This window comes from Streptomyces sp. JLBJ103 (assembly GCF_058215575.1).
In genome coordinates, this window is sequence record NZ_CM177089.1 from 3,172,778 (window position 1) to 3,196,306 (window position 23,529).

Genomic DNA, 23,529 nt, shown 5'->3' on the forward strand with positions numbered 1-23,529 from the left:
GGCCGTACGGTCACATTCCGCGCGGGCTCACGGGCACGAGGGCCCCGCGCGGGCCGTCAGACCCGGACGGTGTCGGGGCGGCGGGGGCGGGCCTCCATGGCGGTCCGCAGGGACGCGAAGTCCTCGACACAGCGGCCGGTGCCGATGGCCACACAGTCCAGCGCGTCGTCGGCCACCAGTACCGGGATGTCCAACTCGCGGGCCAGCCGGACATCCAGCCCGCGCAGCAGCGCGCCGCCGCCGGTCAGCACGATGCCGCGGTCCATGATGTCGCCCGCCAGCTCCGGCGGGGTCTCGTCCAGTGTGGAGCGGACCGCGGCCACGATGCTGTCCACCGGTTCACACAGCGCGTGCCGTACCTCGTCCGCGGTCAGTTCGAGCACCTTGGGCAGTCCGGTGGCCTGGTCACGGCCGCGGATGGTGCAGCGGTCCGGCGGCAACAGCGCCTGGGTGTCCTCCGGATCGCCGCTGTCGCCCCGAAGGACGACCTCCACATTCCGCTCCGCCTGCCGGACGGCCGCGGCGACGCGCGGCGTCGACTGCGAACCGCCCGGTGCGGCGGAGCCGATGCTCACCTTGATTTCCTCGGCGGTCCGTTCACCGATCGCGAGTGCGTAGTGCTTCTTCACATAGGCGCTGATCGCGGTGTCCATCGCATCGCCCGCCACCCGCACCGAGCGGGCGGTGACGATGCCACCCAGCGAGACGACCGCGACCTCCGTCGTCCCGCCGCCGACGTCCACCACCATGCAGCCGGTCGGCTCGCTCACCGGCAACCCCGCACCGATCGCGGCGGCGATCGGCTCCTCGACCAAGTGCACTTGGCGCGCACCGGCCTGGGTGGCGGCCTCCATCACCGCGCGCCGCTCGACGCCGGTGATTCCGGATGGCACACAGACGACAACACGGGGACGGGCGAGACGGCGGCTGCCCGTGACCTTCTTGATGAAGTACCGCAGCATCCGCTCCGCGATCTCGAAGTCGGCGATCACGCCATCGCGCAGCGGACGGACGGCGACAATGTTCGTCGGTGTCCGCCCCATGGTCTCCTTCGCCGCCGAACCCACCGACAGCACACTGCCGTCGAGCGTGTTGACGGCCACGACCGACGGCTCGTTGAGCACGATTCCCTTGCCCCGGACGTACACCAGCGTGTTCGCGGTGCCCAGGTCGATGCCCATGTCTCGTCCTGTGAACGACTTGTTCTGCGCCATAAGTTGACATTATTGCTTATGCCGGATTCTGTCCTCACCGCGGGCATCGCGGCCGGACCGCTCGGGCGCTTGCCTTTGGGGGCACAGGGGAAATTCGGCCAGGGCAGCCAGGGGGCCGGTTACCGGGCCCTGTGCGGCGGGCCGTTGACCGGCGCCGCGCTCGGCGCACTGGGCGGCCGCGCTCCGCTTCTCGCGCTGATCGGCGTACCGTTGGCCCTGGTCAGCGTGGGCTTCGCGCAACTGATGGGCGTCGCGGTGCAGATGGGGGACGAGAGTTCCTGGCCCACCCCGGGTACCCTGATCGACCACTTCGGGCTGGCGGCCGACCGCTGGCGCGGGGAGGCCCTGGGCCGTAACGACATCACGTTCTACGCCGGAGCAGGGGCGGTAAGTCACCTCGTGACGACGCGGATCACCGAATAGCACCCAGGATATCCACATATGCCGGGACACCGTGTCTCCGTCCGGTCCCAGCCATGTCACGGACGCCAGACACGACTTGTCCCCTTGTCATGCCCTCCTGTTAGTTTTATGGCGCGAACTATTCGTCCGCGTTCCCAGTCTCACTGCACCGCAGGTCAGGGCTGTCCCCGGAACGCGGATTTCCACCTTCATCCCCGGGGGATCTTCATGAGCCAGAACTGGCAGCAGCCACAGCAGCCTCACCCGCCGCAGCAGCCCCAGCCGCCGGCCGGGTACGGCTACCCGCAGCAGCCGCCGGCACCGCAGTACGGCGCTCCGCAGCCGCAGTTCGGCGGCGGCTTCCCGCCGCCCGTGCCGCAGGGCCGCCAGGGCAACGCGCTCCTCGCCGTCGGCGCCGCTGTTGTCGCCGCACTCGTGGGCGGCTTCCTCTACGCGTTCCTGCTCAGCGCGATGGCGGACACCGACGGCCCGAAGGTGGAGGTGACGCAGTTCGCCTACGCCGGTGTCGCGCTCGGCGGTCTGATCGGCTTTGTCATCGCCAAGCTCGGTGGCCGCAACCCGGGCCTGTGGGTCGCCGGCGCGGTGCTCGCGCTGGCCGCGGTGTTCTTCGGTGAGCTCTTCGGCTACGCCATGATCACCGCCGATCTGCTGGACCAGCACGCCGCCGAACTCCAGTCCGCCGGTATCGAGAAGATGTCCGCGTTCGAGATCTTCTTCGAGCACTTCAACTCGCCGCTGTTCGGCTCCCAGGGTGGCGGCCTGTTCGACGCCTGGAAGGAGGACTCGGACGCGTTGACCTACATCTTCATGGCCCTCGCTCCGATCGCCGCCGTCGGCTCCGCCTTCCGCCTCAGCAACAACAACTGACGCCACACCACGCACGAAGGGGAAGGCCCCGACCGCGATGCGGTCGGGGCCTTCCCCTTCGCCGTGGAGCCTCCGGCGTTTCGCTGTGGAACCTCCGGCGCGGAACGCTCAGCGCTGGTCGTGCTGCGACGGCGCGACCGTGACCTCGACCCGCTGGAACTCCTTGAGCTCCGAGTAACCGGTGGTGGCCATCGCCCGGCGCAGCGCGCCGAAGAAGTTCATCGAACCGTCCGGGGTGTGCGAGGGGCCGAGCAGGATCTCCTCGGTGGTGCCCACCGCGCCCAGGTTCATCCGCTTGCCGCGCGGCACCTCGTCATGGACGGCCTCCATGCCCCAGTGGTGGCCCCGGCCGGGCGCGTCGGTGGCGCGGGCCAGCGGCGAGCCCATCATCACGGCGTCCGCACCGCAGGCGATGGCCTTCGGCAGATCGCCGCTCCAGCCGACACCGCCGTCGGCGATCACATGCACATAGCGGCCACCGGACTCGTCCATGTAGTCCCGGCGGGCGGCGGCGACATCGGCCACCGCGGTGGCCATCGGCACCTGGATGCCCAGCACATTGCGGGTGGTGTGCGCGGCGCCGCCGCCGAAGCCGACCAGCACACCGGCCGCGCCGGTGCGCATTAGATGCAGCGCGGCGGTGTACGTGGCGCAGCCGCCCACGATCACCGGCACATCGAGCTCATAGATGAACTGCTTGAGGTTCAGCGGCTCGGCGGCGCCCGACACATGCTCGGCGGAGACCGTCGTACCGCGGATCACGAAGATATCGACCCCGGCGTCCACCACAGCCTTGGAGAACTGCGCGGTGCGCTGCGGCGACAGGGCGGCGGCGGTCACCACACCCGAGTCGCGCACCTCCTTGAGGCGCTGGCCGATCAGATCCTCCTTGATCGGCTCGTCGTAGATCTCCTGCAAACGCCGGGTGGCGGTGTGCTCGTCCAGCTCGGCGATCTCCGCCAGCAGCGGCTCGGGGTCCTCGTAGCGGGTCCACAGCCCCTCGAGGTTGAGAACGCCGAGTCCGCCCAGCTCACCGATGCGGATCGCGGTCTGCGGGGAGACCACCGAGTCCATCGGCGCGGCCAGGAACGGCAGCTCGAAACGGTAGGCGTCGATCTGCCAGGCGATCGAGACCTCCTTCGGGTCCCGGGTACGACGACTCGGCACAACGGCGATGTCGTCGAACGCATACGCCCTGCGGCCGCGCTTGCCGCGCCCGATCTCGATCTCAGTCACGTGGGTGCCTTTCGCTGCCTGAATCTGCCCTGTCAGTATCCCTGCCCACCGCGCGGACCCCGTGGCCCGGGGTCGCGCGGGCGCACGGGCGTCAGCGGCCGGAGTAGTTGGGCGCCTCGGTGGTCATCTGGATGTCATGCGGGTGGCTCTCCTTGAGACCGGCCGCGGTGATCCGCACAAAGCGGCCCTTGTCCTTCAGCTCCGCCACATCGGCCGAGCCGACATAGCCCATGGACGCCCGCAGACCGCCCACCAGCTGATGGGCGACGGAGGCCAGCGGGCCGCGGTAGGGCACCTGGCCCTCGATGCCCTCGGGGACCAGCTTGTCCTCGGAGAGGACATTGTCCTGGAAGTAGCGGTCCTTGGAGAACGAACGGCCCTGGCCGCGCGACTGCATGGCGCCCAGCGAGCCCATCCCCCGGTAGGACTTGAACTGCTTGCCGTTGATGAAGACCATCTCGCCCGGCGACTCCTCGCACCCGGCCAGCAGGCTGCCCAGCATCACCGTGTCAGCACCGGCCGCGATGGCCTTGGCGATATCACCGGAGAACTGGAGCCCGCCGTCGCCGATCAGCGGCACACCGGCCGCATGGCACGCCTGCGCCGCCTCGTAGATCGCGGTCACCTGGGGCACACCGATGCCCGCGACCACGCGGGTGGTGCAGATGGAGCCCGGACCGACGCCGACCTTGACCCCGTCCACACCGGCGTCGATCAGCGCCTGGGCGCCGTCCCGGGTGGCGACATTGCCGCCCACCACATCGACCGCGACATTGGACTTCACCTTGGCGATCATGTCGAGGATGCCCCGGCTGTGACCATGGGCGCTGTCCACCACCAGGAAATCGGCACCGGCCTCGACCAGCGCCTGGGCCCGGTCGAACGCCTCGTCGCCGACGCCCACGGCCGCGCCCACGACCAGCCGGCCCTCGGCGTCCTTGGCCGCGTTGGGGTACTGCTCGGCCTTGACGAAGTCCTTGACCGTGATCAGGCCCTTGAGCACTCCGGCGTCGTCCACCAGGGGCAGCTTCTCGATCTTGTGGCGGCGCAGCAGCTGCATCGCGTCCTCGCCGGAGATCCCCACCTTGCCGGTGACCAGCGGCATCGGGGTCATCACCTCGCGGACCTGACGGCCGCGGTCCACCTCGAAGGCCATGTCACGGTTGGTGACGATGCCGAGCAGCTTGCCCGCCGGGTCGGTCACCGGGACACCGCTGATACGGAACTTCGCGCACAGCGCGTCCGCCTCGTGGAGCGTGGCGTCCGGGCGGACCGTGATCGGGTCCGTCACCATGCCGGACTCGGAGCGCTTGACCAGGTCGACCTGGTTGGCCTGGTCCTCGATGGACAGATTGCGGTGCAGCACGCCCGCACCGCCCTGCCGGGCCATGGAGATGGCCATCCGGGACTCGGTGACCTTGTCCATCGCGGCGGACAGCAGCGGGATGTTCACCCGGACGTTCCGAGAGACCCTGGACGAGGTGTCGACCGCGTTCGGCAGCACCTCGGAGGCGCCCGGCAGCAGCAGCACGTCGTCGTACGTCAGCCCGAGCATCGCGAACTTCTCAGGCACTCCGTCGACGTTGTCAGTCATGACACCCTTCCAATGGTCTTGCCCCAGCGCGGACTCCCATGCTAACGGCCTTCCCGGGTGCCCCATCGCGCCCTGTGGACAACTGTGCGCACCCGCACAATGCCGCAGCTCAGGCCGGGCCCATGGCTACTGCTCGGCGAGCGCGCGAAGCCGGCTGAGGGCGCGGTGCTGCGCGACCCGTACCGCTCCGGGCGACATCCCGAGCATCTGTCCGGTCTCCTCGGCGGTCAGTCCGACCGCGACCCGGAGCAGCACCAGCTCGCGTTGGTTCTCCGGGAGATTGGCGAGCAGCTTCTTGGCCCACTCCGCGTCGCTGCTGAGCAGCGCCCGCTCCTCGGGCCCCAGGGAGTCGTCCGGCTGCTCCGGCATCTCGTCCGAGGGCACGGCGGTGCTCCCCGGGTGACGCATGGCGGCCCGCTGGAGATCCGCGACCTTGTGCGCGGCGATGGCCACGACGAACGCCTCGAAGGGCTTGCCGGTGTCGCGGTAGCGCGGCAGCGCGCAGAGCACGGCGAGGCAGACCTCCTGCGCGAGGTCGTCCACAAAGTGCCGGGCGTCCCCGGGCAGTCTGGACAGCCGCGTACGGCAGTAGCGCAGGGCCAGCGGATGCACATGGGCGAGCAGGTCATGAGTGGCCTGCTCATCCCCTTCGACGGCGCGCCCGACCAGGGCGCCGATCGCCCCGGTGGCCCCCGGGCCACCGCCCTTGGGCGGCCCTGGCCTCTCGTCGTCGCGCATCCATCCATGGTGCCTTGGGCCCGGAGGCTCCGTGGCACCGCGTCCTTGGTTGTGCGCTGAAGCGTTATGAGCAGGTGCGCCGGCTGTCGTCACGTCCTGCGCTCTCCCCTCACGCCCTACCGACTCGTCCCCGAGGAACTCCACACCATCAAGGATGCGGCATCGCGCGGGGAACTGATACAAGCCGCTGCCACAGCATCCGCCGCACCCGCTCTCGCCCCGCCCGCCACCCGGCGGGCGGGGACCGTCGCGCCCCCGCTGCGCACCACGTCGACGAGGGGCTGGTCCGCTAGCGGACCAGCCCCCAGCGGAACCCGAGGGCCACCGCATGCGCCCGGTCCGAAGCACCGAGCTTCTTGAACAGCCGGCGGGCGTGCGTCTTGACCGTGTCCTCGGAGAGGAACAGCTCACGGCCGATCTCGGCGTTGGACCGGCCGTGGCTCATGCCCTCCAGCACCTGGATCTCCCGCGCGGTGAGGGTGGGCGCCGCGCCCATCTCGGCGGACCGCAGCCGCCTCGGCGCCAGCCGCCACGTGGGGTCGGCCAGCGCCTGGGTCACGGTGGCCCGCAACTCGGCGCGCGAGGCGTCCTTGTGCAGATAGCCACGGGCACCGGCGGCCACCGCCAGCGCCACTCCATCGAGATCCTCGGCCACCGTGAGCATGATGATCCGGGCGCCGGGGTCGGCGGACAGCAGCCGCCGCACGGTCTCGACTCCGCCGAGACCGGGCATCCGTACGTCCATCAGAATCAGATCCGAGCGGTCGGCACCCCAGCGGCGGAGGACTTCCTCGCCGTTGGCCGCTGTCGTCACACGCTCGACACCGGGCACGGTCGCCACCGCGCGGCGCAGTGCTTCTCGGGCAAGCGGGGAGTCGTCGCAGACGAGGACGGATGTCATGGCCGCCCTCCGCAGCTGATGCGCGTCACCTTGAGCCTCCAGGCTGGTACATATCGTCACCTGTGCGATTGACAGCCCCGGATATCTGTCCGAGAGCTTTACCCATCAACCGCCTCCGCACTCTCAACGACGGTCACCCGAAAGAGTTACGGGGTTCGGCGGCCACCTTCGACACTCTACGTGAGGGGACGGATACAGAGCTGCTTCGTCGCGCCGGTCGCGCCTCAGCGCCTCTCCCCCATAGGTCCACCCCAGGTCATCCCCTTCGGTGGCATTTGGCGACCTTGCTTCCAATTTGCCGAGCTGTGTGGCTAGATTCGCAATGAGTCATATTTACATCTACTTACACCGTAGGTGTGCGACCCAGGACACAGCGTCCGCAGCCGATCGCTACGAGGAGACAAGGCAATGGCAGATTTCTCCCGTCTTCCCGGTCCGAACGCCGACCTGTGGGACTGGCAGCTTCTGGCCGCGTGTCGCGGGGTCGACAGCTCGCTCTTCTTCCACCCGGAAGGGGAGCGCGGCGCCGCTCGCAGCGCGCGGGAGATGTCGGCGAAAGAGGTGTGCATGCGCTGCCCGGTACGGGCGCAGTGCGCGGCTCACGCACTCGCCGTACGCGAGCCGTACGGCGTGTGGGGCGGACTGACCGAGGACGAACGTGAGGAGCTCATGGGGCGGGCGCGCCACCGCGCGGTGGCCACCTCGTCAGGGCCACCCGGATCCTGACGGGATTCCACCCGACCGACTGAAGAAACGTTCCATCACCCATCCGGCCGCATCCGGAGACGATGAGCGGCGCATTCCCGCCTGCTGGCGCGTGTACGGCGCGGGTTCTCAACGCCTCTCACCGCGCGGGCCCCGGGCCCGACGCGCCCCTCAGCGGCGCGCCGCCCGCTCCAGCCGGTCCAGCGTGGCAGCCACCGCGGGCACCCGTGCCAGGTCCGGCAGTGTCAGCGCCACCACCTCACGCCGCACCGCGGGCTTGACCTCCAGCGTTACCGCCCCCTTGGCGCGCACCGACTCCAGCGCCAGCTCCGGCAGCACCGCGACCCCGAGCCCGGCCGCCACCAGGCCGATCACCGCCGGGTAGTCGTCCGTCGCGAAGTCGATCCGCGGGGTGAAGCCCTCGGACTCGCACACCTCCACCAGATGACGGCGGCAGCGCGGACAGCCCGCGATCCACGGCTCCTCCGCCAGCTCCGCCATCCCCACCGTCCCGGCCCCCGCCAGCCGGTGCTCCCGCGGGACCACGACCACCAGCCGGTCGCTCAGCAGCGGCCGCGCCACCAGGTCCTCCCAGCCCGCACCCGCCTCCGCCGCGCCGTCGACCTGCGGATAGCGGAAGGCCACGGCGATCTCGCAGTCACCCGCCCGGAGCATCTCCACCGAGCGCGGCGGTTCGGCCTCCACCAGCGAGACCTGGGTCCCGGGGTGGGCGGCGCGCATCTCGGCGAGCGCGGACGGCACCAGCGTCGAACTGCCGCTGGGGAACGACACCAGCCGCACCCGGCCCGCCCGCAGCCCGGCTATCGCCGCGACCTCCTCCTCGGCGGCGGTCAGCCCGGCCAGGATGCCCGCGGCGTGCCGCACCAGGGCCTCGCCCGCCTCGGTCAGCCGCATCTCCCGGCCGGTACGGATCAGCAGCGGGGTGCCCGCGGCCCCCTCCAGGGCCTTCATCTGCTGGCTGACGGCCGGCTGGGTGCAGCCCAGCTCACGCGCCGCCGCGGAGAAGGAGCCGGTGGCGGCCACCGCGCGCAGCACCCTGAGATGACGGGCCTCGATCATGTCTTTGAGCATAAGCGACCCTTGGACACGAACCGCACTATCGCGTCGACGCTTTGGTCTTGGTCGTTTACCGTTCGAAGCATGGTGCAATTCGCGGGCGTGCTCACCGTGAACGTCGGGCGCGCGATGATGGTCGACTACACCGACTGCCCCACCGGCACCGGTATCGACAAGCGGCCGGTCGACGGCCCGGTGCGGGTGACGGCTCCGGGTCCGAAGGGCATCGGCGGCAGCGGTCTGACGGGGGACGCCGTCTGCGACACCCGCTACCACGGCGGCGAAGACCAGGCGGTCTATGCCTACGCGCGCGAGGATCTCGACACCTGGGAGCGCGAGTTGGGCCGTGAGCTGCGCAACGGCGCCTTCGGCGAGAACCTCACCACGCGCGGGATCGATGTCTCCGGCACCCTGGTCGGCGAGCGCTGGCGAATCGGCCGCGATCTGCTGCTGGAGGTGACCTCGCCGCGTATCCCCTGCCGGACGTTCGCGGGCTGGCTGGGCGAGCGGGGCTGGCTGAAGCGGTTCACCCTGGCGGCCGTCCCCGGCGCCTATCTGCGGGTGCTCGAACCGGGTGAGATCCGCTCCGGCGACCCCGTCGAGATCGTGCACCGGCCCGACCACGAGGTGTCCGTCTCCTTCCTGTTCCGCGCCCAGACCACCGAACGGGTACTGCTGCCGCGGGTGCTGGCCGCGGGTGACGCCCTGCACCCCGAGGCGCGGGAGAAGGCCCTCGGCTACCTGGCGAAGGCCGAGAGACGGCGGGGCACCGACGCCGACCGCTGACGGGCCCGCCCGCTGACTCGCGCTGACCGCCGAGGAACCGCCCCGGCAAACGCGAAGAAACGAACCCGCACCCCGACGGAAGCATTCGTTCCGGCCAAGACCGGTCGAGATCGCCGCACCGCCCGTCCGGTCGCCCCCCTGCCGATAACGTGCGCCTATGACGACTGCACTGATTACCGGGACCACGGCGGGCATCGGCGCCTCCTTCGCGAGCCGGCTCGCCGCCGACGGGCACAACCTGGTGCTCGTCGCCCGCGACGAGAAGCGGCTGCACGAGCAGGCGGCGGATTTGCACGACCGGCACGGCGTGGAGGCCGAGGTGCTGCGCGCCGACCTGTCCGAGGAGGACGGCATCGCGGCGGTCGAGGCCCGGCTCGCCGATCGCACACACCCGGTCGATCTGCTCGTCAACAACGCCGGGTTCGGCAACCGCGGCCGCTATCTGGAGGTGCCGCTCACCGATGAGCTGCGGATGCTCAAGCTCCACTGCGAGGCGGTGCTCCGGCTCACCAGCGCGGCCTGCGAGACGATGCGCACCCGGGGGCGCGGCGGGGTGATCAACGTGTCGTCGATCGCGGCGTTCTTCCCGCGCGGGACGTACGGCGCGAGCAAGGCGTGGGTCGTGCAGTTCACCCAGGGTGCGGCGAAGGATCTGGCCGGTGCGGGTGTCCGGCTGATGGTGCTGTGCCCCGGTTTTGTGCGGACGGAGTTCCACGCGCGGGCCGGGATCAAGCCGGACAGCGTGCCGAGCTGGATGTGGCTGGACGCCGACCGGCTGGTCGCGACGGCGCTGAAGGACTTCTCACGCGGGAAGTCGCTGTCGATTCCGGACCCGCGCTACAAGACGATGACGGGGCTGGCGAAGCTGGTCCCGAGGTCCGCGGTGTCCGCGGTCTCCTCCCGGGTCGGCCGCAACTACGCCCGCCGGTAACCCGCCCGCAGCAGTCGCCCCGCAGCGCGAAGGCGCAGGCGTTCGCGCCCCTGTGCAGCGCGAAGGCGCGGTCACCCCGACCGGGGTGACCGCGCCTTCGTGGCGTGCGGCGCGCGTCAGTGCGCGTGACCGTGGCCGTGGCCCGCGGCCTCCGGCTCGTCCTCGGCCGGCTTCTCGACCACCAGGGTCTCGGTGGTGAGCAGCAGCGAGGCGATCGACGCGGCGTTCTCCAGCGCGGAGCGGGTGACCTTGACGGGGTCGATGACGCCCGCCTTCACCAGGTCGCCGTACTCCTCGGTGGCCGCGTTGTAGCCGTGGCCCTTCTCGAGCTCGGCCACCTTCGAGGTGATGACGTAGCCCTCGAGACCGGCGTTCTCGGCGATCCAGCGCAGCGGCTCGACGGAGGCGCGGCGGACCACGGCGACACCGGTGGCCTCGTCGCCGTCCAGGCCGAGGTTGCCCTCGAGCACCTTGGCGGCGTGGACCAGAGCGGAACCACCACCGGAGACGATGCCCTCCTCGACCGCGGCGCGGGTCGCGGAGATGGCGTCCTCCAGACGGTGCTTCTTCTCCTTGAGCTCGACCTCGGTGGCCGCGCCCACGCGGATCACACACACACCGCCGGCCAGCTTCGCCAGACGCTCCTGGAGCTTCTCGCGGTCCCAGTCGGAGTCGGTAGCCTCGATCTCGGCCTTGATCTGGGCGATCCGGCCGGTGACGTCCTCGGACTTGCCGCCACCGTCGACGATGGTGGTGTCGTCCTTGGTGACGGTCACGCGGCGGGCGGTGCCCAGCACGTCCAGACCGGCCTGGTCCAGCTTGAGGCCGACCTCCTCGGCGATGACGGTGGCGCCGGTGAGGGTCGCCATGTCGCCGAGCATCGCCTTGCGGCGGTCACCGAAGCCCGGGGCCTTCACCGCGACGGCGTTGAAGGTGCCACGGATCTTGTTGACGACGAGGGTGGACAGGGCCTCGCCCTCCACGTCCTCGGCGATGATCAGCAGCGGCTTGCTGCCACCGGACTGGATGACCTTCTCCAGCAGCGGCAGCAGGTCCTGGATCGAGGAGATCTTGCCCTGGTGGATCAGGATGTACGGGTCGTCGAGGACGGCCTCCATACGCTCCTGGTCGGTCACCATGTACGGCGAGAGGTAGCCCTTGTCGAAGGCCATGCCCTCGGTGAAGTCGAGCTCCAGACCGAAGGTGTTGGACTCCTCGACGGTGATGACGCCGTCCTTGCCGACCTTGTCCATCGCCTCGGCGATGAGCTCGCCGACCTGCTTGTCCTGGGCGGACAGCGCGGCCACGGCGGCGATGTCGGACTTGGAGTCGATCGGGCGCGCGGTGGCCAGCAGGTCGTCCGAGACGGCCTTGACCGCGGCGTCGATGCCCTTCTTCAGGGCGGCCGGGGAGGCACCGGCGGCCACGTTGCGCAGGCCCTCGCGGACCAGCGCCTGGGCCAGCACGGTGGCGGTGGTGGTGCCGTCACCCGCGATGTCGTTGGTCTTGGTCGCCACCTCCTTGACGAGCTGGGCGCCAAGGTTCTCGTACGGGTCCTCGACCTCGACCTCACGGGCGATGGTGACACCGTCGTTGGTGATGGTCGGCGCGCCGAACTTCTTGTCGATGACCACGTTGCGGCCACGGGGGCCGATGGTCACCTTGACCGTGTCCGCCAGCTTGTTGACGCCGCGCTCGAGGGCGCGACGGGCGTCCTCGTCGAACTTCAGGATCTTCGCCATGAGTTGCGTATGTCCTCTCAAACGAACCGCGCCCCGACCCCGGGTATCTGTGACACGGGCACCGGGGCGCGGCTCATAGGCAAAACTTCGGTGATTACTTCTCGACGATCGCGAGGACGTCGCGAGCCGAGAGGACGAGGTACTCCTCGCCGCTGTACTTCACCTCGGTGCCGCCGTACTTGCTGTAGAGCACGACGTCACCGACGGCGACATCGAGCGGAAGACGGTTGCCGTCCTCGAAGCGGCCCGGGCCCACGGCCAGGACGACGCCCTCCTGGGGCTTCTCCTTGGCGGTGTCCGGGATGACCAGACCGGAAGCCGTGGTCTGCTCGGCGTCGAGCGGCTGGACCACGATGCGGTCCTCGAGCGGCTTGATGGCAACCTTGGAGCTGGTGGTCGTCACGATCCGACCTCCCCCTTCGGAGATCTCACGGGGTTAACTGTCTGAGGTGGCGACCAGGTGGATCCGTCGTCGCGGGTGCCGGACCTGCCCGTCGCTGTGTAGCTGGCACTCCGCAGTGCCGAGTGCCAGCCTCGACATTATGACGCGGTTAGCACTCAGTCAACTAGAGTGCCAAAGCGGCGCGGGGACGGACTCCGCCCGCCACCGCGCCGCCGGGCCCGCCGGGCCCTGTCGTCGGCCCTGTCAGACGTAGTCCTCCAGCCGCGCGACCGTGAACCCCTGCTCCTGGATCGACCGCACCAGCTCCGTGATCATGTCGGTCATGGACTTCCCCTCCAGCTGCTCCGGGCCGCGGAAGTGCGCGAGCACGATGTCCCCCGGCTGGAGACTGCCGCCGGACCGGTAGGCCATCCCCCGCGGCTCCATCTCGGCGCGCCACAGCACCACGGTCCGCACCCCGCAGTCGGCCGCCGCGCGGAGCGTCGTTTCGTCGTACGCGCCGTAGGGCGGGCGGAACAGCCGCGGCTGGCGGCCGAGGTGGTTACGGAGGTTCTCCTGCTGACCGCAGATCTCCTGCCGCTGGCTGTCGTAGTCGCGACCGGCCAGGCTGGGGTGGGTGAGGGTGTGGTTCCCCATCGAGTTGCCGAGTCGCTGGAGCTCGTCGAAGTAGTCGTAGTGGTCGCCGATCACGTTGTCGGTGAGGAAGCCGGTGAACGGCAGACCGAGGTCGCGGGCCTGCTCCAGGAAGCGCGGATCCTTCTCGATGCCGTCGTCGATCGTCAGGAAGACCACCCGATCGTTGGTCCGCACCCGCCGGATGACCGGCGGCAGCCCCTCGCCGGACGGCTCCACCGGGGCGAGCAGCGGTTTGGCGGCGGGCGCGGGCGGCGGTTTGTCCAGCGGCCGGTCCAGCCCCCACCGGTGGTACGCCCCGGGAATGCCCGCGGGGGCCGCGGGCGGTAAGGAGGGCGCATCCGAGGCCCCTCGTGATCCCGGGGGAACCGGCCGCGCGGAGGCGGAATGCCCCTCGGACGGTGACGTGGAGGACGCCGTCGCCGTGCCGGCGTCCTCGGCGGTGCGGGCGAGCGGACCGTCGAGGCTTCCGCAGCCCGTGAACACGGCCGCCGCGGCGGCCAGAACCAGATACCTCGAAAACCCATTCTTGATCATCATCACATAACCGATCTTCAGTCGGAATGTGTGGAAGCGCGCGCCACGCTGGTGCGAATGCGCCCGCCGGAGCGGGGAGAATGGGCCATGTGGACGTTGACGCCTTCGACTCACTGCTCGGCGACGAGGGGCAGGCGCTGCTCACCGCGCTCCGGGATCACGACCCCGCGGACGAGCTCGCCACCGCGACCCGGCTGCGCCGTGACCATCCGGCCGCGCTGGTCTCGGCGGCGCTGACGCAGGCCCAGTTGCGCCAGCGGGCGGTCGCCAAGTTCGGCGAGGACGCCCACCGGATGTACTTCACGCCACACGGTGTCGAGCAGTCCACCCGTACCTCCGTGGCCGTCCACCGAGCCGAGCGGTTCGCCGGGTTCGGGGTGCGCAGCGTCGCCGATCTGTGCTGTGGCATCGGGGGCGACGCCATCGCGCTGGCGCGCGCCGGGATCTCCGTGCTGGCCGTCGACCGGGATCCGCTGACCTGCGCGGCGGCCCGCGCCAACGCCGAGGCGCTGGGCCTGTCCGACCTCATCGAGGTCCGCTGCGCGGATGTCACCGAGATCGACACCGCCCCCTTCGACGCGGTCTTCGTCGACCCCGCCCGGCGCGGCGGCCGGGGCCGGGTCTTCGACCCCGAGGCGTACTCACCGCCGCTCTCCTGGGCCATCGAGGCCGCCCGCACCACTCCGCGCGCCGCCCTCAAGATCGCCCCGGGCGTTCCCCACGAGGCGGTACCGGAGGACGCGGAGGCCGAGTGGATCTCGGACCACGGGCATGTGAAGGAGGCCGTGCTGTGGTTCGGCACGGCCCGCCCCGGGATGCGCCGCGCCACCCTCCTCCCGGCCGCTCACTCGCTTCTGGGCACCCGGCTGCTGCCCGATCCGCCGGCCGGCCCGGTGGGGCGCTGGCTGTACGAACCGGACGGCGCCGTGATCCGCGCCCATCTGGTGGCGGATGTCGCGGCCCGCATCGGCGGCCGTCTGATCGACCCGACGATCGCCTACATCACGGCGGACGAGCTGCGCCCGACGCCGTACGCCACGGCGTACGAGATCACCGATGTGCTGCCGTTCAACCTCAAGAAGCTCAAGGCGCTGCTGCGGGAGCGGGAGATCGGCATCGCCACGATCAAGAAGCGCGGTTCGGCGGTGGAGCCGGAGGCGCTGCGCAAGAAGCTGCGCCTGGCCGGGCGGAACTCCTGCACCATCCTGCTCACACGCGTCGACGGCGCCCCGACGATGCTGCTGGGGCATCCGGCCGAGACCGATCCGGCTATTCCGTGAGCGAGGCCGTGCGCGAGGCCCCCTCGGGGTCGCGCAGCTCGAACCAGACCGCCTTGGCGTAGGCGCCCGCCGGGTCCCCCTCCGCCGTCCCCCAGGCGTCGGCGAGCGCGCCGACCACACGCAGCCCCCGGCCGTACGGATGGTCGCCGTCCGGGAGGCGCGAGGGCACCGGGAGCGCGGCGCAGCCGTCGTAGAGCAGCACGCGCAGCCGCGGGGGCTCGATCACCACGCGCAGCATCAGCGCGTCGCCCTCGGCGTGCAGCCAGGCGTTGGTGACCAGTTCCGAGGTGCAGACGGTCGCGGTGTCCACCAGGGCCTGCCGGCCGGTGCAGTTCAGGACGCAGGCGACGAAGTCCCGCAGGATCTTGGGCGAGGCGGGGCCGCGGCTGCCGCGCAGGGTGTAGACGTACGGGTCGCCGGAGGCGGCGGCCGCGCCGGAACCGGAGCCAGGTCCGGCAGCGCGCGGGGCGGACGGGGACGGCGAGGCGGACGCGGACGGCGGGAGGTCCTCGGACTCGTGGTCGGTACCCATGGGTCAACTCCCAGCGAGGGGGCCGATGGTGCGCGTACCGTTGCGGCGATCAACGGGTGGTAGCGGTTCCGCCACCCACGGTAGGGCAGATATGGAAACATCTGCTACGGCACCGGTTAATTTCCCCGACACTCGGCCCCCGCGGGCGAAAGAGCAACGGAGGAGCATGCCCCCCAGAAGCGCCCCCACCGCCCGTCAACTCCGGCTGGGCACGGAGCTGAGGAGGATGCGCGAGAAGGCCGGACTCAGCATCCAGGACGCCGCCGACCGGCTGGGCATCAACCGCACCCACATCACCAACCTGGAGCTGGCGCGCTTCGGGGTGAGCGAGGAGCGGGTCCGCGCACTGGCCTCGATCTACGCCTGTCCGGACCGCGCCTACGTCGACGCGCTCGTCGCCATGGCCCGGGAGCGCAAGGGCGGTTGGTGGGAGGAGTACCGCGGCCATATCGCCACCGGCGGACTCGACCTCGCCGAGCTGGAGTACTGCGCGGAGAGCCTGCGCGTGGTCGAGCTGATGTTTCTGCCCGGTCTGTTGCAGACGGAGGCGTACGCCACCGCCGTCCTCAACGAGACGGTGCCCCCATGGTCCCCGACCGAGCTCCGGCGCAGGCTCTCCCACCGGATGAAGCGCCGGGACATCCTCGACCGGGACGAGCCGCCGCCGTGCACCTTCATCGTCCACGAGGCGTCCCTGCGGATGCGGTTCGGCGGACCGCAGCTGATGCGCGCCCAGCTGGAGAGCCTGCTGGAGGCGTCCACACGGAAGAACGTCACCGTGCGGGTGATCCCCTTCGAGGCGGGCGGCTTCCCCGTCTCCGGCGTCTCCGTCACCTACGCCTCGGGCGCGGTGCCGCAGCTGGACACCGTGCAGCTGGATTCGGCGCACGGGCCCATGTTCCTGCACGCCGAGACCCAACTGACCATCCACCGGGCGGTCCTGGACCGGACGACGAAGGTGAGCCTGGCCACGGCCCCGTCGCGGGACCTGATCCACGGCATCATCCGGGAGCTCTGACCACCGGCCCCGTACACACCGCCCGCACACACCGCCCGTACACATCGTTGGAAAGCGCGCACATGCCCGAGATCACCTGGCGCAAGTCCTCCTACTCCACCCAGGGGGACGGCAGTTCCTGTGTGGAGATCGCCTCCATACCCGGCGGCGGGGTCGCCCTGCGCGAGAGCGACGACCCCGACACCGTCCTGGCCACCACACCCGCGCGGCTGCGGGCGCTGCTCGACGCGGTCAAGGCAGGCGCGTTCGATCACCTCGCGGCGCCGTGACGGGTGGCTCGGCGGACGCCGCCACCGCTCCCGCCACCGCCGGTTCCGTACGCTTCGGCAGCAGCAGCGCCGCGCTCAGCGCGGCCACCGCCAGCAGTGCGCCCGCCACACCGAAGGCCGTGGCATAGCCGGATACGAGAGCGGACGGGCCGGACGGGCCGCTGCCGCCCTCGGCGTCCGTGGTGTGCGAGGCCACCGTCGCGAGGACCGCGAGCCCCAGCGAACCCCCGATCTGCCGTGAGCTGTTGACCAGGCCGGAGGCCATACCGGCCTCCCGCGCCGCCACACCCGTCGTCGCGGCCGTGCCCATCGGGACGACGCACAGCCCGATGCCGACGCTCGCCAGGAGCGAGGGGCCGAGGATCGAGTCCACGAATCCGCCCTCCACCCCGACCGTCAGCCGGAACCAGCCGAACCCGGCGGCGCCCAGCAGCCCGCCCGCGACCAGCAGCGTACGCACCCCGAACCGGGCCACCGTGCGGGTCGCGGTGAGCGAGCCGATCACGATGCCGGTGCAGAAGGGCAGAAACGCGGTCCCGGCCCTGATCGGCCCGTACCCGAGGATCTGCTGCATATAGAGCGAGGTGAAGTAGAAGGCCGCGAACTGGCCGGAGAACAGCAGCAGTACGAAGAGGTTCGCGACCAGCACCGAGCGCTGCCGCAGCAGCCCGATCCGCAACAGTGGTCGCGCCACCCGCTGTTCCACCACGACGAAAGCCACCAGCAGCGCGGCCGCGACGGCGAGGGTGATCAGAGTGGTCGCCGAACCCCAGGAGTGGGCCCCGGTGCGCACCAGCGCCAGCACCAGGGCCGTCATTCCCCCGGTGACCAGCAGCGCCCCGGCCACGTCCAGCCGGGCGGGCGGGCCCTCGCGCCGGTCGGGTGCCACCGAGAAGCGGGCCGCGGCCATCGCGGCGAGCACGATCGGCACATTGATCAGCAGCACGGAGCGCCAGCCCGTCCACTCGGTGAGCAGCCCTCCGGCCAGCACCCCGACCGCGCCGCCCGCCGCCGCGGCCATCCCCCACAGCCCCAGGGCCCGCGCCCGCGCGGGTCCGGCCGGGAAGGTGACGGCGATCAGCGTGAACGCCACCGGCGCGAGCGCCGCCGCGCCCACCCCCTGCACCGCCCGCGCGGCGATCAGCCAGCCCGGCGACCCCGCCAGCCCGCCGCCGAGACTGGCGACACCGAAGAGCGCGAGCCCGGCCATCAGCGTGGTGCGCCGGCCCACGATGTCCGCGAGCCGGCCGCCGAGCATCAGCAGCCCGCCGAAGGCGAGGGCGTAGGCGTTGACGACCCAGAGCAGGCCGCCGGGCGCGAAGCCGAGGTCGTCGCGGATGCCGGGCAGCGCGACATTCACCACGGACATGTCCAGCGCGACGACGAACTGCACGGTGAGTGCGACGGCCAGCAGCCAACCCGTCCGTTCCGGTTGGTCGTTCATGGTCCTCCTCCATCGGATCCCCCGGGCCAGGACGTTAGTGTACGCGTACACTTAAGGCGTACACCAACCCCGTGCGTGGACAATGAGCCGGTGACGAAGGAGACCGAGACCAACGCGGCGGAGACGGCGGCAGGGGCCGCGGAGGACCGACCGGCCCGGCGGACCGGCGGCCGCCCCCGCCGTCTGGAGCTGGAGACGATCGTCGCCACCGCGCGCCGCATCCTCGAGGAGGAGGGCACCGCGGCCTTGAGCATGCGGCGCCTGGCCAAGGAGGTCGGCTCCACGCCGATGGCCCTCTACCGCCACGTCCGCGACAAGGACGAGCTGCTCCAGCTCGTCCTGTCCGGTATGGCACGGACGCGGCCCCGCCCCGAACTGCCGGGGGATCCGCGCGAGCGGGTGTACGCCGCGGCCCTGCACATGCACCGCACGCTCCAGGAACTGCCGTGGGTGGTCGAGGTGCTCAGCCTTGGTGAACTCACCGACCGGGACGCCCTGTGGATGGTCGAGGAGATCATCGAATCGGCCATGGCCTGCGGGCAGGACGAGCGCCGGGCGGTGCACACCTACCGCTCGATCTGGCACTTCGTCCTCGGCACGCTCATCTTCCGCGCCGCCCTCACCCGCCGCGCGGAGGCCCCGAGCCGCCGGGGCGCGTTCCCGGCGCTGCTGGCCGGCGCGGACCCCTCCGAGCTGCCCCGGCTGGCCGCGCTCGCGGGCCGCTGGGACGGGATCACGGACGCGTACGACGTGTCGGAGGAGCTGCGGGCGGTCGTGGCGGGGCTGCTCGGCCGGGACGGCGGGCCTGGGGGCGGCTGATCGGCCGGGACGCCCGGGGCGGCTGATCGGCCGGAAGTCCTCGGTCCAGAGGAGGAGTTGGGGTCCGCCCCTGGGGAGGAGGCCCCGCCCCTCCCGCGGCGTTACCGTCGGACATATGACCGACGCGCCGACCGAGACCACACCTCAGCTGGACCTCGATGCCTATCTGACCCGTATCGGCTGGACCGGCGCCCGTCCGCCGGCCCCGACCGTGGAGACGCTGCGCGCGGTGCACCTGGCGCATGTGACCTCCATCCCCTTCGAGAACCTCCAGCCCCTCCTCGGCTCGGTACCCTCCCTCGCCCTGCCCGATCTGGAGGCCAAGCTGGTCCGCGGTCGGCGCGGCGGCTACTGCTACGAACAGAACTCCCTGCTCACCGCCGCCCTACGGGCCCTCGGCTACGGCGTCATCGGCCTCGCCGCCCGCGTCCGCGCGGGTGCCGCCCCCGGCGCCGTCCGCCCGCGCAGCCATATGGTGCTGATGGTCGAGATCCCGGGCGAGACACAGCGCTGGATCGCCGATGTGGGCTTCGGCGCGATCGGCGGTCTGCTGGCAGCCGTACCGTTCGTCACCGGCACCGAGTTCCGCGCGGGCAATCGCCACCACCGCTACATCCGCGAACCGCACCCGGACGGACTCGAGGACCTGTGGGTCTTCCAGGCGCTCCAGGACGGCGTCTGGGAGGACCAGTACGCGTTCAGCCGCGAGCCCTTCCTGCCGCAGGACTACGCGGTCATCAACTGGCACACGGCCACCAACCCGCGCTCCCCCTTCCAGCACACCCTGCGCGCCCAGCGCACCTTCGCCGACCGCCATCTCCAGCTGATCCACCGCACGTTGGCCGAGACCCACCCCGACGGCTCCGTCAAGGAGCGCGAACTGACCGACAACGACGAGGTCCTGCGCGTCCTGGCCGCCGACTTCGGCATCGACCTGCCCTCGGACACGGTCCTGCCCGCCTGACCCGGCCCCGTCCCCGCCACCCCCACCTGACCGCGGATGCACCGGATTCCCCGGGTGCCGCTCCGCGCCACGGGGCCGCATGGCACGATCATCCCCCTAGGGCCCGTCATCAAAGGGGCCGCCCTGCTCCCGACGCCTGGTACGGCACCTCGCCGCGTTGTCGGAGTCGCCCGAGTACGCCCAGTACGAGGACGATCCTCCGCCTTGCGATCGACCGCACCAGACGCCGCTCACGGCCGGACGCCCCCTTTGGTGACGGACCCTCTGGGCCGATCGGAGGGTGGCAGGGACGGGACGATGAGCCAAGACAAGCTGTCCGTGTCGGATCAGGAACTCCCTGATCTCATCAAGGACCTCGAGGAGATGATCAGTTACCTCGAGCGGAAGATCGAGCGCCTCGATCATCTGGTCCACTCGCTGGACGCCGACTGGAAGGGCCCCGCCGCCACGGCCTACAAGAAGCTTCAGCGCGACGCCTACATGGACGGGGCCCGCATCAGACAGCTGATGACCCGTATCGAGGACGCCACCAAGCGGCACGGCGACAGCCTGAGCCCGGCCTACCTGGATCTGCGCCACCGCTTCCTGTCCCTCCAGCGGTCGTCGGCGGACGACGAGGAGGAGCAGGACGCCTGACGGGACGTCGGGGACGTCGGGGACGTCGGGGACGTAGGACCAGGCTAGTGGTCCTCCGTCCCCGGATCGGGGGTGAGTTCACGGCTGACGAGGCGGTAGTAGTCGATCGCCTTGGCCAGGCCCAGCCCGCCGGCGGCCGCGAACACCACCGAGACGCCCATCAGCATGCCGAAGCCCTCGGGCCCCGTCCCGGAGAACACCGTGGACATCCCCAGCACCGACCCGAGGCTGCACAGCACGACCGACGGCAGCAGCCACAGCAGCGCGCTGCCGGGGACGCGCCAGAGGGGGAGGGTCCGGGGGTCGCGGTCCAGCCGCGCCCAGTCGCGGAGCCGCCCGCCCACGACGACGTCGCGCCGGATGCCGGCGGCCACGCCCAGGCTCGACGGGATCGTGGCCCCCAGCGCCAGGCCCAGGAACATCACGCCCAGCACCTGTTCGACGATCCGGCCCGTCACCAGGAACTGGAAGCCGGACACGGCCAGTACCCACCCCAGCGCGAAGACCACGGCCGCCAGCCACAGCAGCAGCGCCCGTTGCGGCGCCAGGTACCAGCGCGCCAGCACCCCCATCGCCCGCGCCCGCTCCTCGAGCAACCCCGCCCGGTCGGCCCGTTCCCCCCGCTGTGGTGCGGGCGGGGGCGGTGGGGGAAGGGTGGTGGCAGGGAGCATGGCGTCCTTTCGCCTGGTACGGCAATGGGCACGGCGTCATGGCGCACGGCGTCATGGGGCACGGCGCGGATGCGGGCGAGAACCTGCTGGGCCGCGAGGGCGCTCGGGCAGTCGGGGCCGAAGCGGCTGCCCGAGCACTCGCCATCCCCGCGGGGGCGTCAGCTCCCGTCCGCGACTGATTCGAAGCGCCACCGGTGGACCGCGCGGCGGACCAAGTCCTCGCCCGGTTCCGGGAGTTCCGGCAGGCCGGGGGTGTGGTAGTCGGCGTCCCACCAGGTGATGACCAGGACCCGGTCCTCGGGAGCGCGGAAGGTCTCGCGGCGCAGCGGGGGCGGGTCGAGGGGCTGGTGGGTGGCCCAGGTGAGCAGATCGGCGGCCCGGCCCTCGACGGCCCGGGCCTCCCACATCAGGGCGACGGTCATGCGTAGAGGTTCTTCCGGCTCAGCTCGTGCACATGGTCGTGGGTCTGCGAGTGGGTATGGGTGTGCGGGTGGCTGTGGGTGGCTGCCTCGGGGTCGGGGACGTGCGGGTCCGTCACCGGGAGCGAGGAGTCGGCGGACAGGTCCCAGGCGGAGGCCGAGCGGCCGCGGGCGACCATCTCCGCGCCCAGCGCCGCGACCATCGCGCCGTTGTCCGTGCACAGCTTGGGACGCGGGACGCGCAGGGTGATGCCCGCGTCCTCGCAGCGGCGCTCGGCCAGGGCGCGCAGCCGGGAGTTGGCGGCGACACCGCCGCCGATCATCAGGTGGTCGACGCCCTCGTCCTTGCAGGCGCGGACGGCCTTGCGGGTCAGGACGTCGACGACCGCCTCCTGGAAGGAGGCCGAGACATCGGCGACCGGGACCTCCTCGCCCGCCGCCCGCTTGGCCTCGATCCAGCGGGCCACCGCGGTCTTGAGGCCGGAGAAGGAGAAGTCGTAGGCGGCGTCGCGCGGACCGGTGAGGCCGCGGGGGAAGGCGATGGCGCCGGGGTCGCCGTCGCGCGCGATGCGATCGATGACCGGGCCGCCCGGGAAGCCGAGGTTCAGCACCCGGGCGATCTTGTCGAACGCCTCCCCCGCCGCGTCGTCGATGGTCGAGCCCAGCGGGCGGACGTCGGAGGTGATGTCGGGGGCGAGGAGCAGCGAGGAGTGGCCGCCGCTGACCAGGAGGGCCATGGTCGGCTCGGGCAGCGGGCCGTGCTCCAGCTGGTCGACGCAGATGTGCGAGGCGAGGTGGTTCACGCCGTAGAGCGGCTTGCCGAGGGCGTAGGCGTACGCCTTGGCCGCGGAGACGCCCACGAGCAGGGCGCCCGCGAGTCCGGGACCGGCGGTGACGGCGATGCCGTCGAGGTCGGAGGCGGCGACCCCGGCGTCCTTCAGGGCGCGCTGGATGGTGGGGACCATCGCCTCCAGATGGGCGCGGCTGGCGACCTCGGGGACCACACCGCCGAAGCGGGCGTGCTCGTCCACGCTGGAGGCGACCGCGTCGGCGAGCAGGGTGTGGCCGCGGACGATCCCGACGCCGGTCTCGTCGCAGGAGGTCTCGATGCCGAGTACGAGAGGTTCGCTGCGTGAGTCAGCCATGGGTCTTCGTTCCTTGTACTGAGGAGGGCGGCACGGCCGCGGCCGCGGAAGGGGTGGTGGGCGCGGCCGGATCGGTCAGCCGCATGACGAGGGCGTCCACATTGCCCGGCTGGTAGTAGCCCTTGCGGAGCCCGATGGGCTCGAAGCCGAAGCGTTCGTACAGGCGCTGTGCGCGGATGTTGTCGACGCGCACCTCGAGGAGCACCTCACGGCATTCGAAGGCGGTGGCGGCACCGAGGAGATCGGTGAGGAGACGGGCGCCGAGTCCGGTGCCCCAGTAGTCGCGGGCGGTGGCGATGGTCTGGACGTCGCCGGTGTGGTCGAAGACCGCGAGCCCGGCGTAGCCGACTATGCCGCCCGGCTCCGCACCCTGATCCGCCCCGGCGCCGCCCGCTTCCGCGACCACGTAGTGGCGGGTGACGTCCCGGCCCCGGGCGTGGGCCAGCTCGGACCAGAACATCCCGCGCGACCACGCGTCGTCGGGGAACAGGTCCTCCTCGAGCGCCAGCACCGGGTCGATGTCCCACCAGCGCATCTCGCGCAAC

General features: G+C 71.2%; 26 protein-coding genes. 11 read left to right on the top strand and 15 right to left on the bottom strand.

The window, feature by feature from the left end:
• Nucleotides 1-56: 56 nt before the first annotated feature.
• Entirely contained in the window at nucleotides 57-1,214 is a 1,158-nt protein-coding gene (locus AC4BEG_RS13695; RefSeq protein ID WP_490706172.1) for a rod shape-determining protein, read from the bottom strand.
• A gap of 18 nt (nucleotides 1,215-1,232) precedes the next feature.
• On the opposite strand from AC4BEG_RS13695, the gene AC4BEG_RS13700 reads away from it, so the two are divergent.
• The gene (locus tag AC4BEG_RS13700) at nucleotides 1,233-1,637 is read left to right on the top strand and encodes a hypothetical protein (RefSeq protein WP_490706173.1); all 405 of its coding nucleotides are present in this window, start codon (nucleotides 1,233-1,235) and stop codon (nucleotides 1,635-1,637) included.
• A 207-nt stretch (nucleotides 1,638-1,844) separates the two neighbouring features.
• Nucleotides 1,845-2,504: a hypothetical protein gene (locus AC4BEG_RS13705; RefSeq protein ID WP_490706174.1), complete on the top strand. Its 660-nt coding sequence runs from the start codon at nucleotides 1,845-1,847 to the stop codon at nucleotides 2,502-2,504.
• A 108-nt stretch (nucleotides 2,505-2,612) separates the two neighbouring features.
• On the opposite strand, the gene AC4BEG_RS13710 is transcribed toward AC4BEG_RS13705, so the two are convergent.
• The 4 genes from AC4BEG_RS13710 to AC4BEG_RS13725 form a co-directional block, all read right to left on the bottom strand.
• Nucleotides 2,613-3,740: a GuaB3 family IMP dehydrogenase-related protein gene (locus AC4BEG_RS13710; RefSeq protein ID WP_490706175.1), complete on the bottom strand. Its 1,128-nt coding sequence runs from the start codon at nucleotides 3,738-3,740 to the stop codon at nucleotides 2,613-2,615.
• Nucleotides 3,741-3,831: 91 nt separating this feature from the next.
• Nucleotides 3,832-5,334 (bottom strand): IMP dehydrogenase, encoded by a 1,503-nt coding sequence (gene guaB / locus AC4BEG_RS13715; protein ID WP_490706176.1) that lies wholly within the window; start codon nucleotides 5,332-5,334, stop codon nucleotides 3,832-3,834.
• 126 nt (nucleotides 5,335-5,460) lie between these two features.
• Nucleotides 5,461-6,072, bottom strand: a complete 612-nt coding sequence (locus tag AC4BEG_RS13720; protein WP_490706177.1) for a sigma-70 family RNA polymerase sigma factor — start codon at nucleotides 6,070-6,072, stop codon at nucleotides 5,461-5,463.
• Between the two features lie 289 nt (nucleotides 6,073-6,361).
• On the bottom strand, nucleotides 6,362-6,973 hold the full coding sequence (locus AC4BEG_RS13725; protein ID WP_003948568.1) for a response regulator transcription factor: 612 nt from the start codon (nucleotides 6,971-6,973) through the stop codon (nucleotides 6,362-6,364).
• A 408-nt stretch (nucleotides 6,974-7,381) separates the two neighbouring features.
• On the opposite strand from AC4BEG_RS13725, the gene AC4BEG_RS13730 reads away from it, so the two are divergent.
• Nucleotides 7,382-7,699: a WhiB family transcriptional regulator gene (locus AC4BEG_RS13730; protein WP_176181258.1), complete on the top strand. Its 318-nt coding sequence runs from the start codon at nucleotides 7,382-7,384 to the stop codon at nucleotides 7,697-7,699.
• 150 nt (nucleotides 7,700-7,849) lie between these two features.
• Here the strand turns inward: AC4BEG_RS13730 and AC4BEG_RS13735 are convergent, their stop codons facing one another.
• Nucleotides 7,850-8,758, bottom strand: a complete 909-nt coding sequence (locus AC4BEG_RS13735; RefSeq protein WP_490706178.1) for a LysR family transcriptional regulator — start codon at nucleotides 8,756-8,758, stop codon at nucleotides 7,850-7,852.
• 81 nt (nucleotides 8,759-8,839) lie between these two features.
• Between AC4BEG_RS13735 and AC4BEG_RS13740 the strand changes: the two genes are divergently transcribed.
• Together AC4BEG_RS13740 and AC4BEG_RS13745 are read left to right on the top strand one after the other, a co-directional pair.
• Nucleotides 8,840-9,541, top strand: a complete 702-nt coding sequence (locus tag AC4BEG_RS13740) for an MOSC domain-containing protein (RefSeq protein ID WP_490706179.1) — start codon at nucleotides 8,840-8,842, stop codon at nucleotides 9,539-9,541.
• Nucleotides 9,542-9,698: 157 nt separating this feature from the next.
• Entirely contained in the window at nucleotides 9,699-10,472 is a 774-nt protein-coding gene (locus tag AC4BEG_RS13745) for an SDR family NAD(P)-dependent oxidoreductase (protein ID WP_490706180.1), read from the top strand.
• A 116-nt stretch (nucleotides 10,473-10,588) separates the two neighbouring features.
• Here AC4BEG_RS13745 and groL read toward each other — a convergent pair whose 3' ends face one another.
• The 3 genes from groL to AC4BEG_RS13760 all read right to left on the bottom strand — a co-directional run bounded on the left by groL (nucleotide 10,589) and on the right by AC4BEG_RS13760 (nucleotide 13,790).
• Nucleotides 10,589-12,214 carry a chaperonin GroEL gene (groL, locus tag AC4BEG_RS13750; RefSeq protein ID WP_490706181.1) on the bottom strand — a complete coding sequence of 542 codons (1,626 nt, stop codon included), beginning with the start codon at nucleotides 12,212-12,214 and terminating at the stop codon, nucleotides 10,589-10,591.
• A 94-nt stretch (nucleotides 12,215-12,308) separates the two neighbouring features.
• Nucleotides 12,309-12,617, bottom strand: a complete 309-nt coding sequence (gene groES, locus AC4BEG_RS13755; protein WP_176181263.1) for a co-chaperone GroES — start codon at nucleotides 12,615-12,617, stop codon at nucleotides 12,309-12,311.
• 243 nt (nucleotides 12,618-12,860) lie between these two features.
• Entirely contained in the window at nucleotides 12,861-13,790 is a 930-nt protein-coding gene (locus tag AC4BEG_RS13760; RefSeq protein WP_490706182.1) for a polysaccharide deacetylase family protein, read from the bottom strand.
• Nucleotides 13,791-13,867: 77 nt separating this feature from the next.
• On the opposite strand from AC4BEG_RS13760, the gene AC4BEG_RS13765 reads away from it, so the two are divergent.
• Nucleotides 13,868-15,067: a class I SAM-dependent methyltransferase gene (locus tag AC4BEG_RS13765; RefSeq protein ID WP_490706183.1), complete on the top strand. Its 1,200-nt coding sequence runs from the start codon at nucleotides 13,868-13,870 to the stop codon at nucleotides 15,065-15,067.
• Here AC4BEG_RS13765 and AC4BEG_RS13770 read toward each other — a convergent pair.
• Nucleotides 15,057-15,599 carry an ATP-binding protein gene (locus AC4BEG_RS13770; protein ID WP_490706184.1) on the bottom strand — a complete coding sequence of 181 codons (543 nt, stop codon included), beginning with the start codon at nucleotides 15,597-15,599 and terminating at the stop codon, nucleotides 15,057-15,059. The genes AC4BEG_RS13765 and AC4BEG_RS13770 overlap by 11 nt on opposite strands.
• A gap of 166 nt (nucleotides 15,600-15,765) precedes the next feature.
• Here AC4BEG_RS13770 and AC4BEG_RS13775 point away from each other — a divergent pair, with 166 nt between their 5' ends.
• A complete protein-coding gene (locus AC4BEG_RS13775) occupies nucleotides 15,766-16,617 on the top strand; it encodes a helix-turn-helix domain-containing protein (protein WP_490706185.1) in 852 nt (283 codons plus the stop codon).
• A gap of 62 nt (nucleotides 16,618-16,679) precedes the next feature.
• Nucleotides 16,680-16,886: a DUF397 domain-containing protein gene (locus AC4BEG_RS13780; RefSeq protein WP_201876784.1), complete on the top strand. Its 207-nt coding sequence runs from the start codon at nucleotides 16,680-16,682 to the stop codon at nucleotides 16,884-16,886.
• Here the strand turns inward: AC4BEG_RS13780 and AC4BEG_RS13785 are convergent.
• Entirely contained in the window at nucleotides 16,849-18,330 is a 1,482-nt protein-coding gene (locus AC4BEG_RS13785; protein WP_490706186.1) for an MFS transporter, read from the bottom strand. The genes AC4BEG_RS13780 and AC4BEG_RS13785 overlap by 38 nt on opposite strands.
• Before the next feature lie 90 nt (nucleotides 18,331-18,420).
• On the opposite strand from AC4BEG_RS13785, the gene AC4BEG_RS13790 reads away from it, so the two are divergent.
• The 3 genes from AC4BEG_RS13790 to AC4BEG_RS13800 all read left to right on the top strand — a co-directional run bounded on the left by AC4BEG_RS13790 (nucleotide 18,421) and on the right by AC4BEG_RS13800 (nucleotide 20,749).
• Nucleotides 18,421-19,149 carry a TetR/AcrR family transcriptional regulator gene (locus AC4BEG_RS13790; protein WP_490706187.1) on the top strand — a complete coding sequence of 243 codons (729 nt, stop codon included), beginning with the start codon at nucleotides 18,421-18,423 and terminating at the stop codon, nucleotides 19,147-19,149.
• Between the two features lie 115 nt (nucleotides 19,150-19,264).
• Nucleotides 19,265-20,113 carry an arylamine N-acetyltransferase family protein gene (locus AC4BEG_RS13795; protein ID WP_490706188.1) on the top strand — a complete coding sequence of 283 codons (849 nt, stop codon included), beginning with the start codon at nucleotides 19,265-19,267 and terminating at the stop codon, nucleotides 20,111-20,113.
• Nucleotides 20,114-20,410: 297 nt separating this feature from the next.
• A complete protein-coding gene (locus tag AC4BEG_RS13800; RefSeq protein WP_490706189.1) occupies nucleotides 20,411-20,749 on the top strand; it encodes a WXG100 family type VII secretion target in 339 nt (112 codons plus the stop codon).
• A gap of 44 nt (nucleotides 20,750-20,793) precedes the next feature.
• On the opposite strand, the gene AC4BEG_RS13805 is transcribed toward AC4BEG_RS13800, so the two are convergent.
• From AC4BEG_RS13805 to rimI, 4 genes are all read right to left on the bottom strand, one after another.
• Nucleotides 20,794-21,420, bottom strand: coding sequence for a hypothetical protein (locus AC4BEG_RS13805; protein ID WP_490706190.1), 627 nt, complete (start codon nucleotides 21,418-21,420; stop codon nucleotides 20,794-20,796).
• Nucleotides 21,421-21,578: 158 nt separating this feature from the next.
• A complete protein-coding gene (locus AC4BEG_RS13810; RefSeq protein WP_490706191.1) occupies nucleotides 21,579-21,842 on the bottom strand; it encodes a hypothetical protein in 264 nt (87 codons plus the stop codon).
• Nucleotides 21,839-22,984, bottom strand: coding sequence for a tRNA (adenosine(37)-N6)-threonylcarbamoyltransferase complex transferase subunit TsaD (gene tsaD, locus AC4BEG_RS13815; protein WP_490706192.1), 1,146 nt, complete (start codon nucleotides 22,982-22,984; stop codon nucleotides 21,839-21,841). Before tsaD ends, AC4BEG_RS13810 begins: the two co-directional genes overlap by 4 nt.
• The gene (gene rimI / locus AC4BEG_RS13820) at nucleotides 22,977-23,519 is read right to left on the bottom strand and encodes a ribosomal protein S18-alanine N-acetyltransferase (RefSeq protein WP_490707082.1); all 543 of its coding nucleotides are present in this window, start codon (nucleotides 23,517-23,519) and stop codon (nucleotides 22,977-22,979) included. The genes tsaD and rimI overlap by 8 nt, the downstream gene beginning before the upstream one ends.
• Between the last annotated feature and the right edge of the window lie 10 nt (nucleotides 23,520-23,529).

What these genes read in the sequence shown, in the direction of transcription:
- AC4BEG_RS13780 (WP_201876784.1), top strand. Translation starts at nt 16,680, where the DNA reads ATGCCCGAGATCACCTGGCGCAAGTCCTCCTACTCCACCCAGGGGGAC.
- AC4BEG_RS13745 (WP_490706180.1), top strand. Translation starts at nt 9,699, where the DNA reads ATGACGACTGCACTGATTACCGGGACCACGGCGGGCATCGGCGCCTCC.
- AC4BEG_RS13720 (WP_490706177.1), bottom strand. Translation starts at nt 6,072, where the DNA reads ATGCGCGACGACGAGAGGCCAGGGCCGCCCAAGGGCGGTGGCCCGGGG.
- AC4BEG_RS13730 (WP_176181258.1), top strand. Translation starts at nt 7,382, where the DNA reads ATGGCAGATTTCTCCCGTCTTCCCGGTCCGAACGCCGACCTGTGGGAC.
- AC4BEG_RS13725 (WP_003948568.1), bottom strand. Translation starts at nt 6,973, where the DNA reads ATGACATCCGTCCTCGTCTGCGACGACTCCCCGCTTGCCCGAGAAGCA.
- AC4BEG_RS13805 (WP_490706190.1), bottom strand. Translation starts at nt 21,420, where the DNA reads ATGCTCCCTGCCACCACCCTTCCCCCACCGCCCCCGCCCGCACCACAG.
- guaB (WP_490706176.1), bottom strand. Translation starts at nt 5,334, where the DNA reads ATGACTGACAACGTCGACGGAGTGCCTGAGAAGTTCGCGATGCTCGGG.
- AC4BEG_RS13760 (WP_490706182.1), bottom strand. Translation starts at nt 13,790, where the DNA reads ATGATGATCAAGAATGGGTTTTCGAGGTATCTGGTTCTGGCCGCCGCG.
- AC4BEG_RS13765 (WP_490706183.1), top strand. Translation starts at nt 13,868, where the DNA reads ATGGGCCATGTGGACGTTGACGCCTTCGACTCACTGCTCGGCGACGAG.
- rimI (WP_490707082.1), bottom strand. Translation starts at nt 23,519, where the DNA reads ATGCGCTGGTGGGACATCGACCCGGTGCTGGCGCTCGAGGAGGACCTG.
- AC4BEG_RS13740 (WP_490706179.1), top strand. Translation starts at nt 8,840, where the DNA reads ATGGTGCAATTCGCGGGCGTGCTCACCGTGAACGTCGGGCGCGCGATG.
- AC4BEG_RS13770 (WP_490706184.1), bottom strand. Translation starts at nt 15,599, where the DNA reads ATGGGTACCGACCACGAGTCCGAGGACCTCCCGCCGTCCGCGTCCGCC.
- AC4BEG_RS13795 (WP_490706188.1), top strand. Translation starts at nt 19,265, where the DNA reads ATGACCGACGCGCCGACCGAGACCACACCTCAGCTGGACCTCGATGCC.
- AC4BEG_RS13785 (WP_490706186.1), bottom strand. Translation starts at nt 18,330, where the DNA reads ATGAACGACCAACCGGAACGGACGGGTTGGCTGCTGGCCGTCGCACTC.
- groL (WP_490706181.1), bottom strand. Translation starts at nt 12,214, where the DNA reads ATGGCGAAGATCCTGAAGTTCGACGAGGACGCCCGTCGCGCCCTCGAG.
- AC4BEG_RS13735 (WP_490706178.1), bottom strand. Translation starts at nt 8,758, where the DNA reads ATGATCGAGGCCCGTCATCTCAGGGTGCTGCGCGCGGTGGCCGCCACC.
- AC4BEG_RS13695 (WP_490706172.1), bottom strand. Translation starts at nt 1,214, where the DNA reads ATGGCGCAGAACAAGTCGTTCACAGGACGAGACATGGGCATCGACCTG.
- AC4BEG_RS13810 (WP_490706191.1), bottom strand. Translation starts at nt 21,842, where the DNA reads ATGACCGTCGCCCTGATGTGGGAGGCCCGGGCCGTCGAGGGCCGGGCC.
- tsaD (WP_490706192.1), bottom strand. Translation starts at nt 22,984, where the DNA reads ATGGCTGACTCACGCAGCGAACCTCTCGTACTCGGCATCGAGACCTCC.
- AC4BEG_RS13700 (WP_490706173.1), top strand. Translation starts at nt 1,233, where the DNA reads ATGCCGGATTCTGTCCTCACCGCGGGCATCGCGGCCGGACCGCTCGGG.
- AC4BEG_RS13800 (WP_490706189.1), top strand. Translation starts at nt 20,411, where the DNA reads ATGAGCCAAGACAAGCTGTCCGTGTCGGATCAGGAACTCCCTGATCTC.
- AC4BEG_RS13775 (WP_490706185.1), top strand. Translation starts at nt 15,766, where the DNA reads ATGCCCCCCAGAAGCGCCCCCACCGCCCGTCAACTCCGGCTGGGCACG.
- AC4BEG_RS13705 (WP_490706174.1), top strand. Translation starts at nt 1,845, where the DNA reads ATGAGCCAGAACTGGCAGCAGCCACAGCAGCCTCACCCGCCGCAGCAG.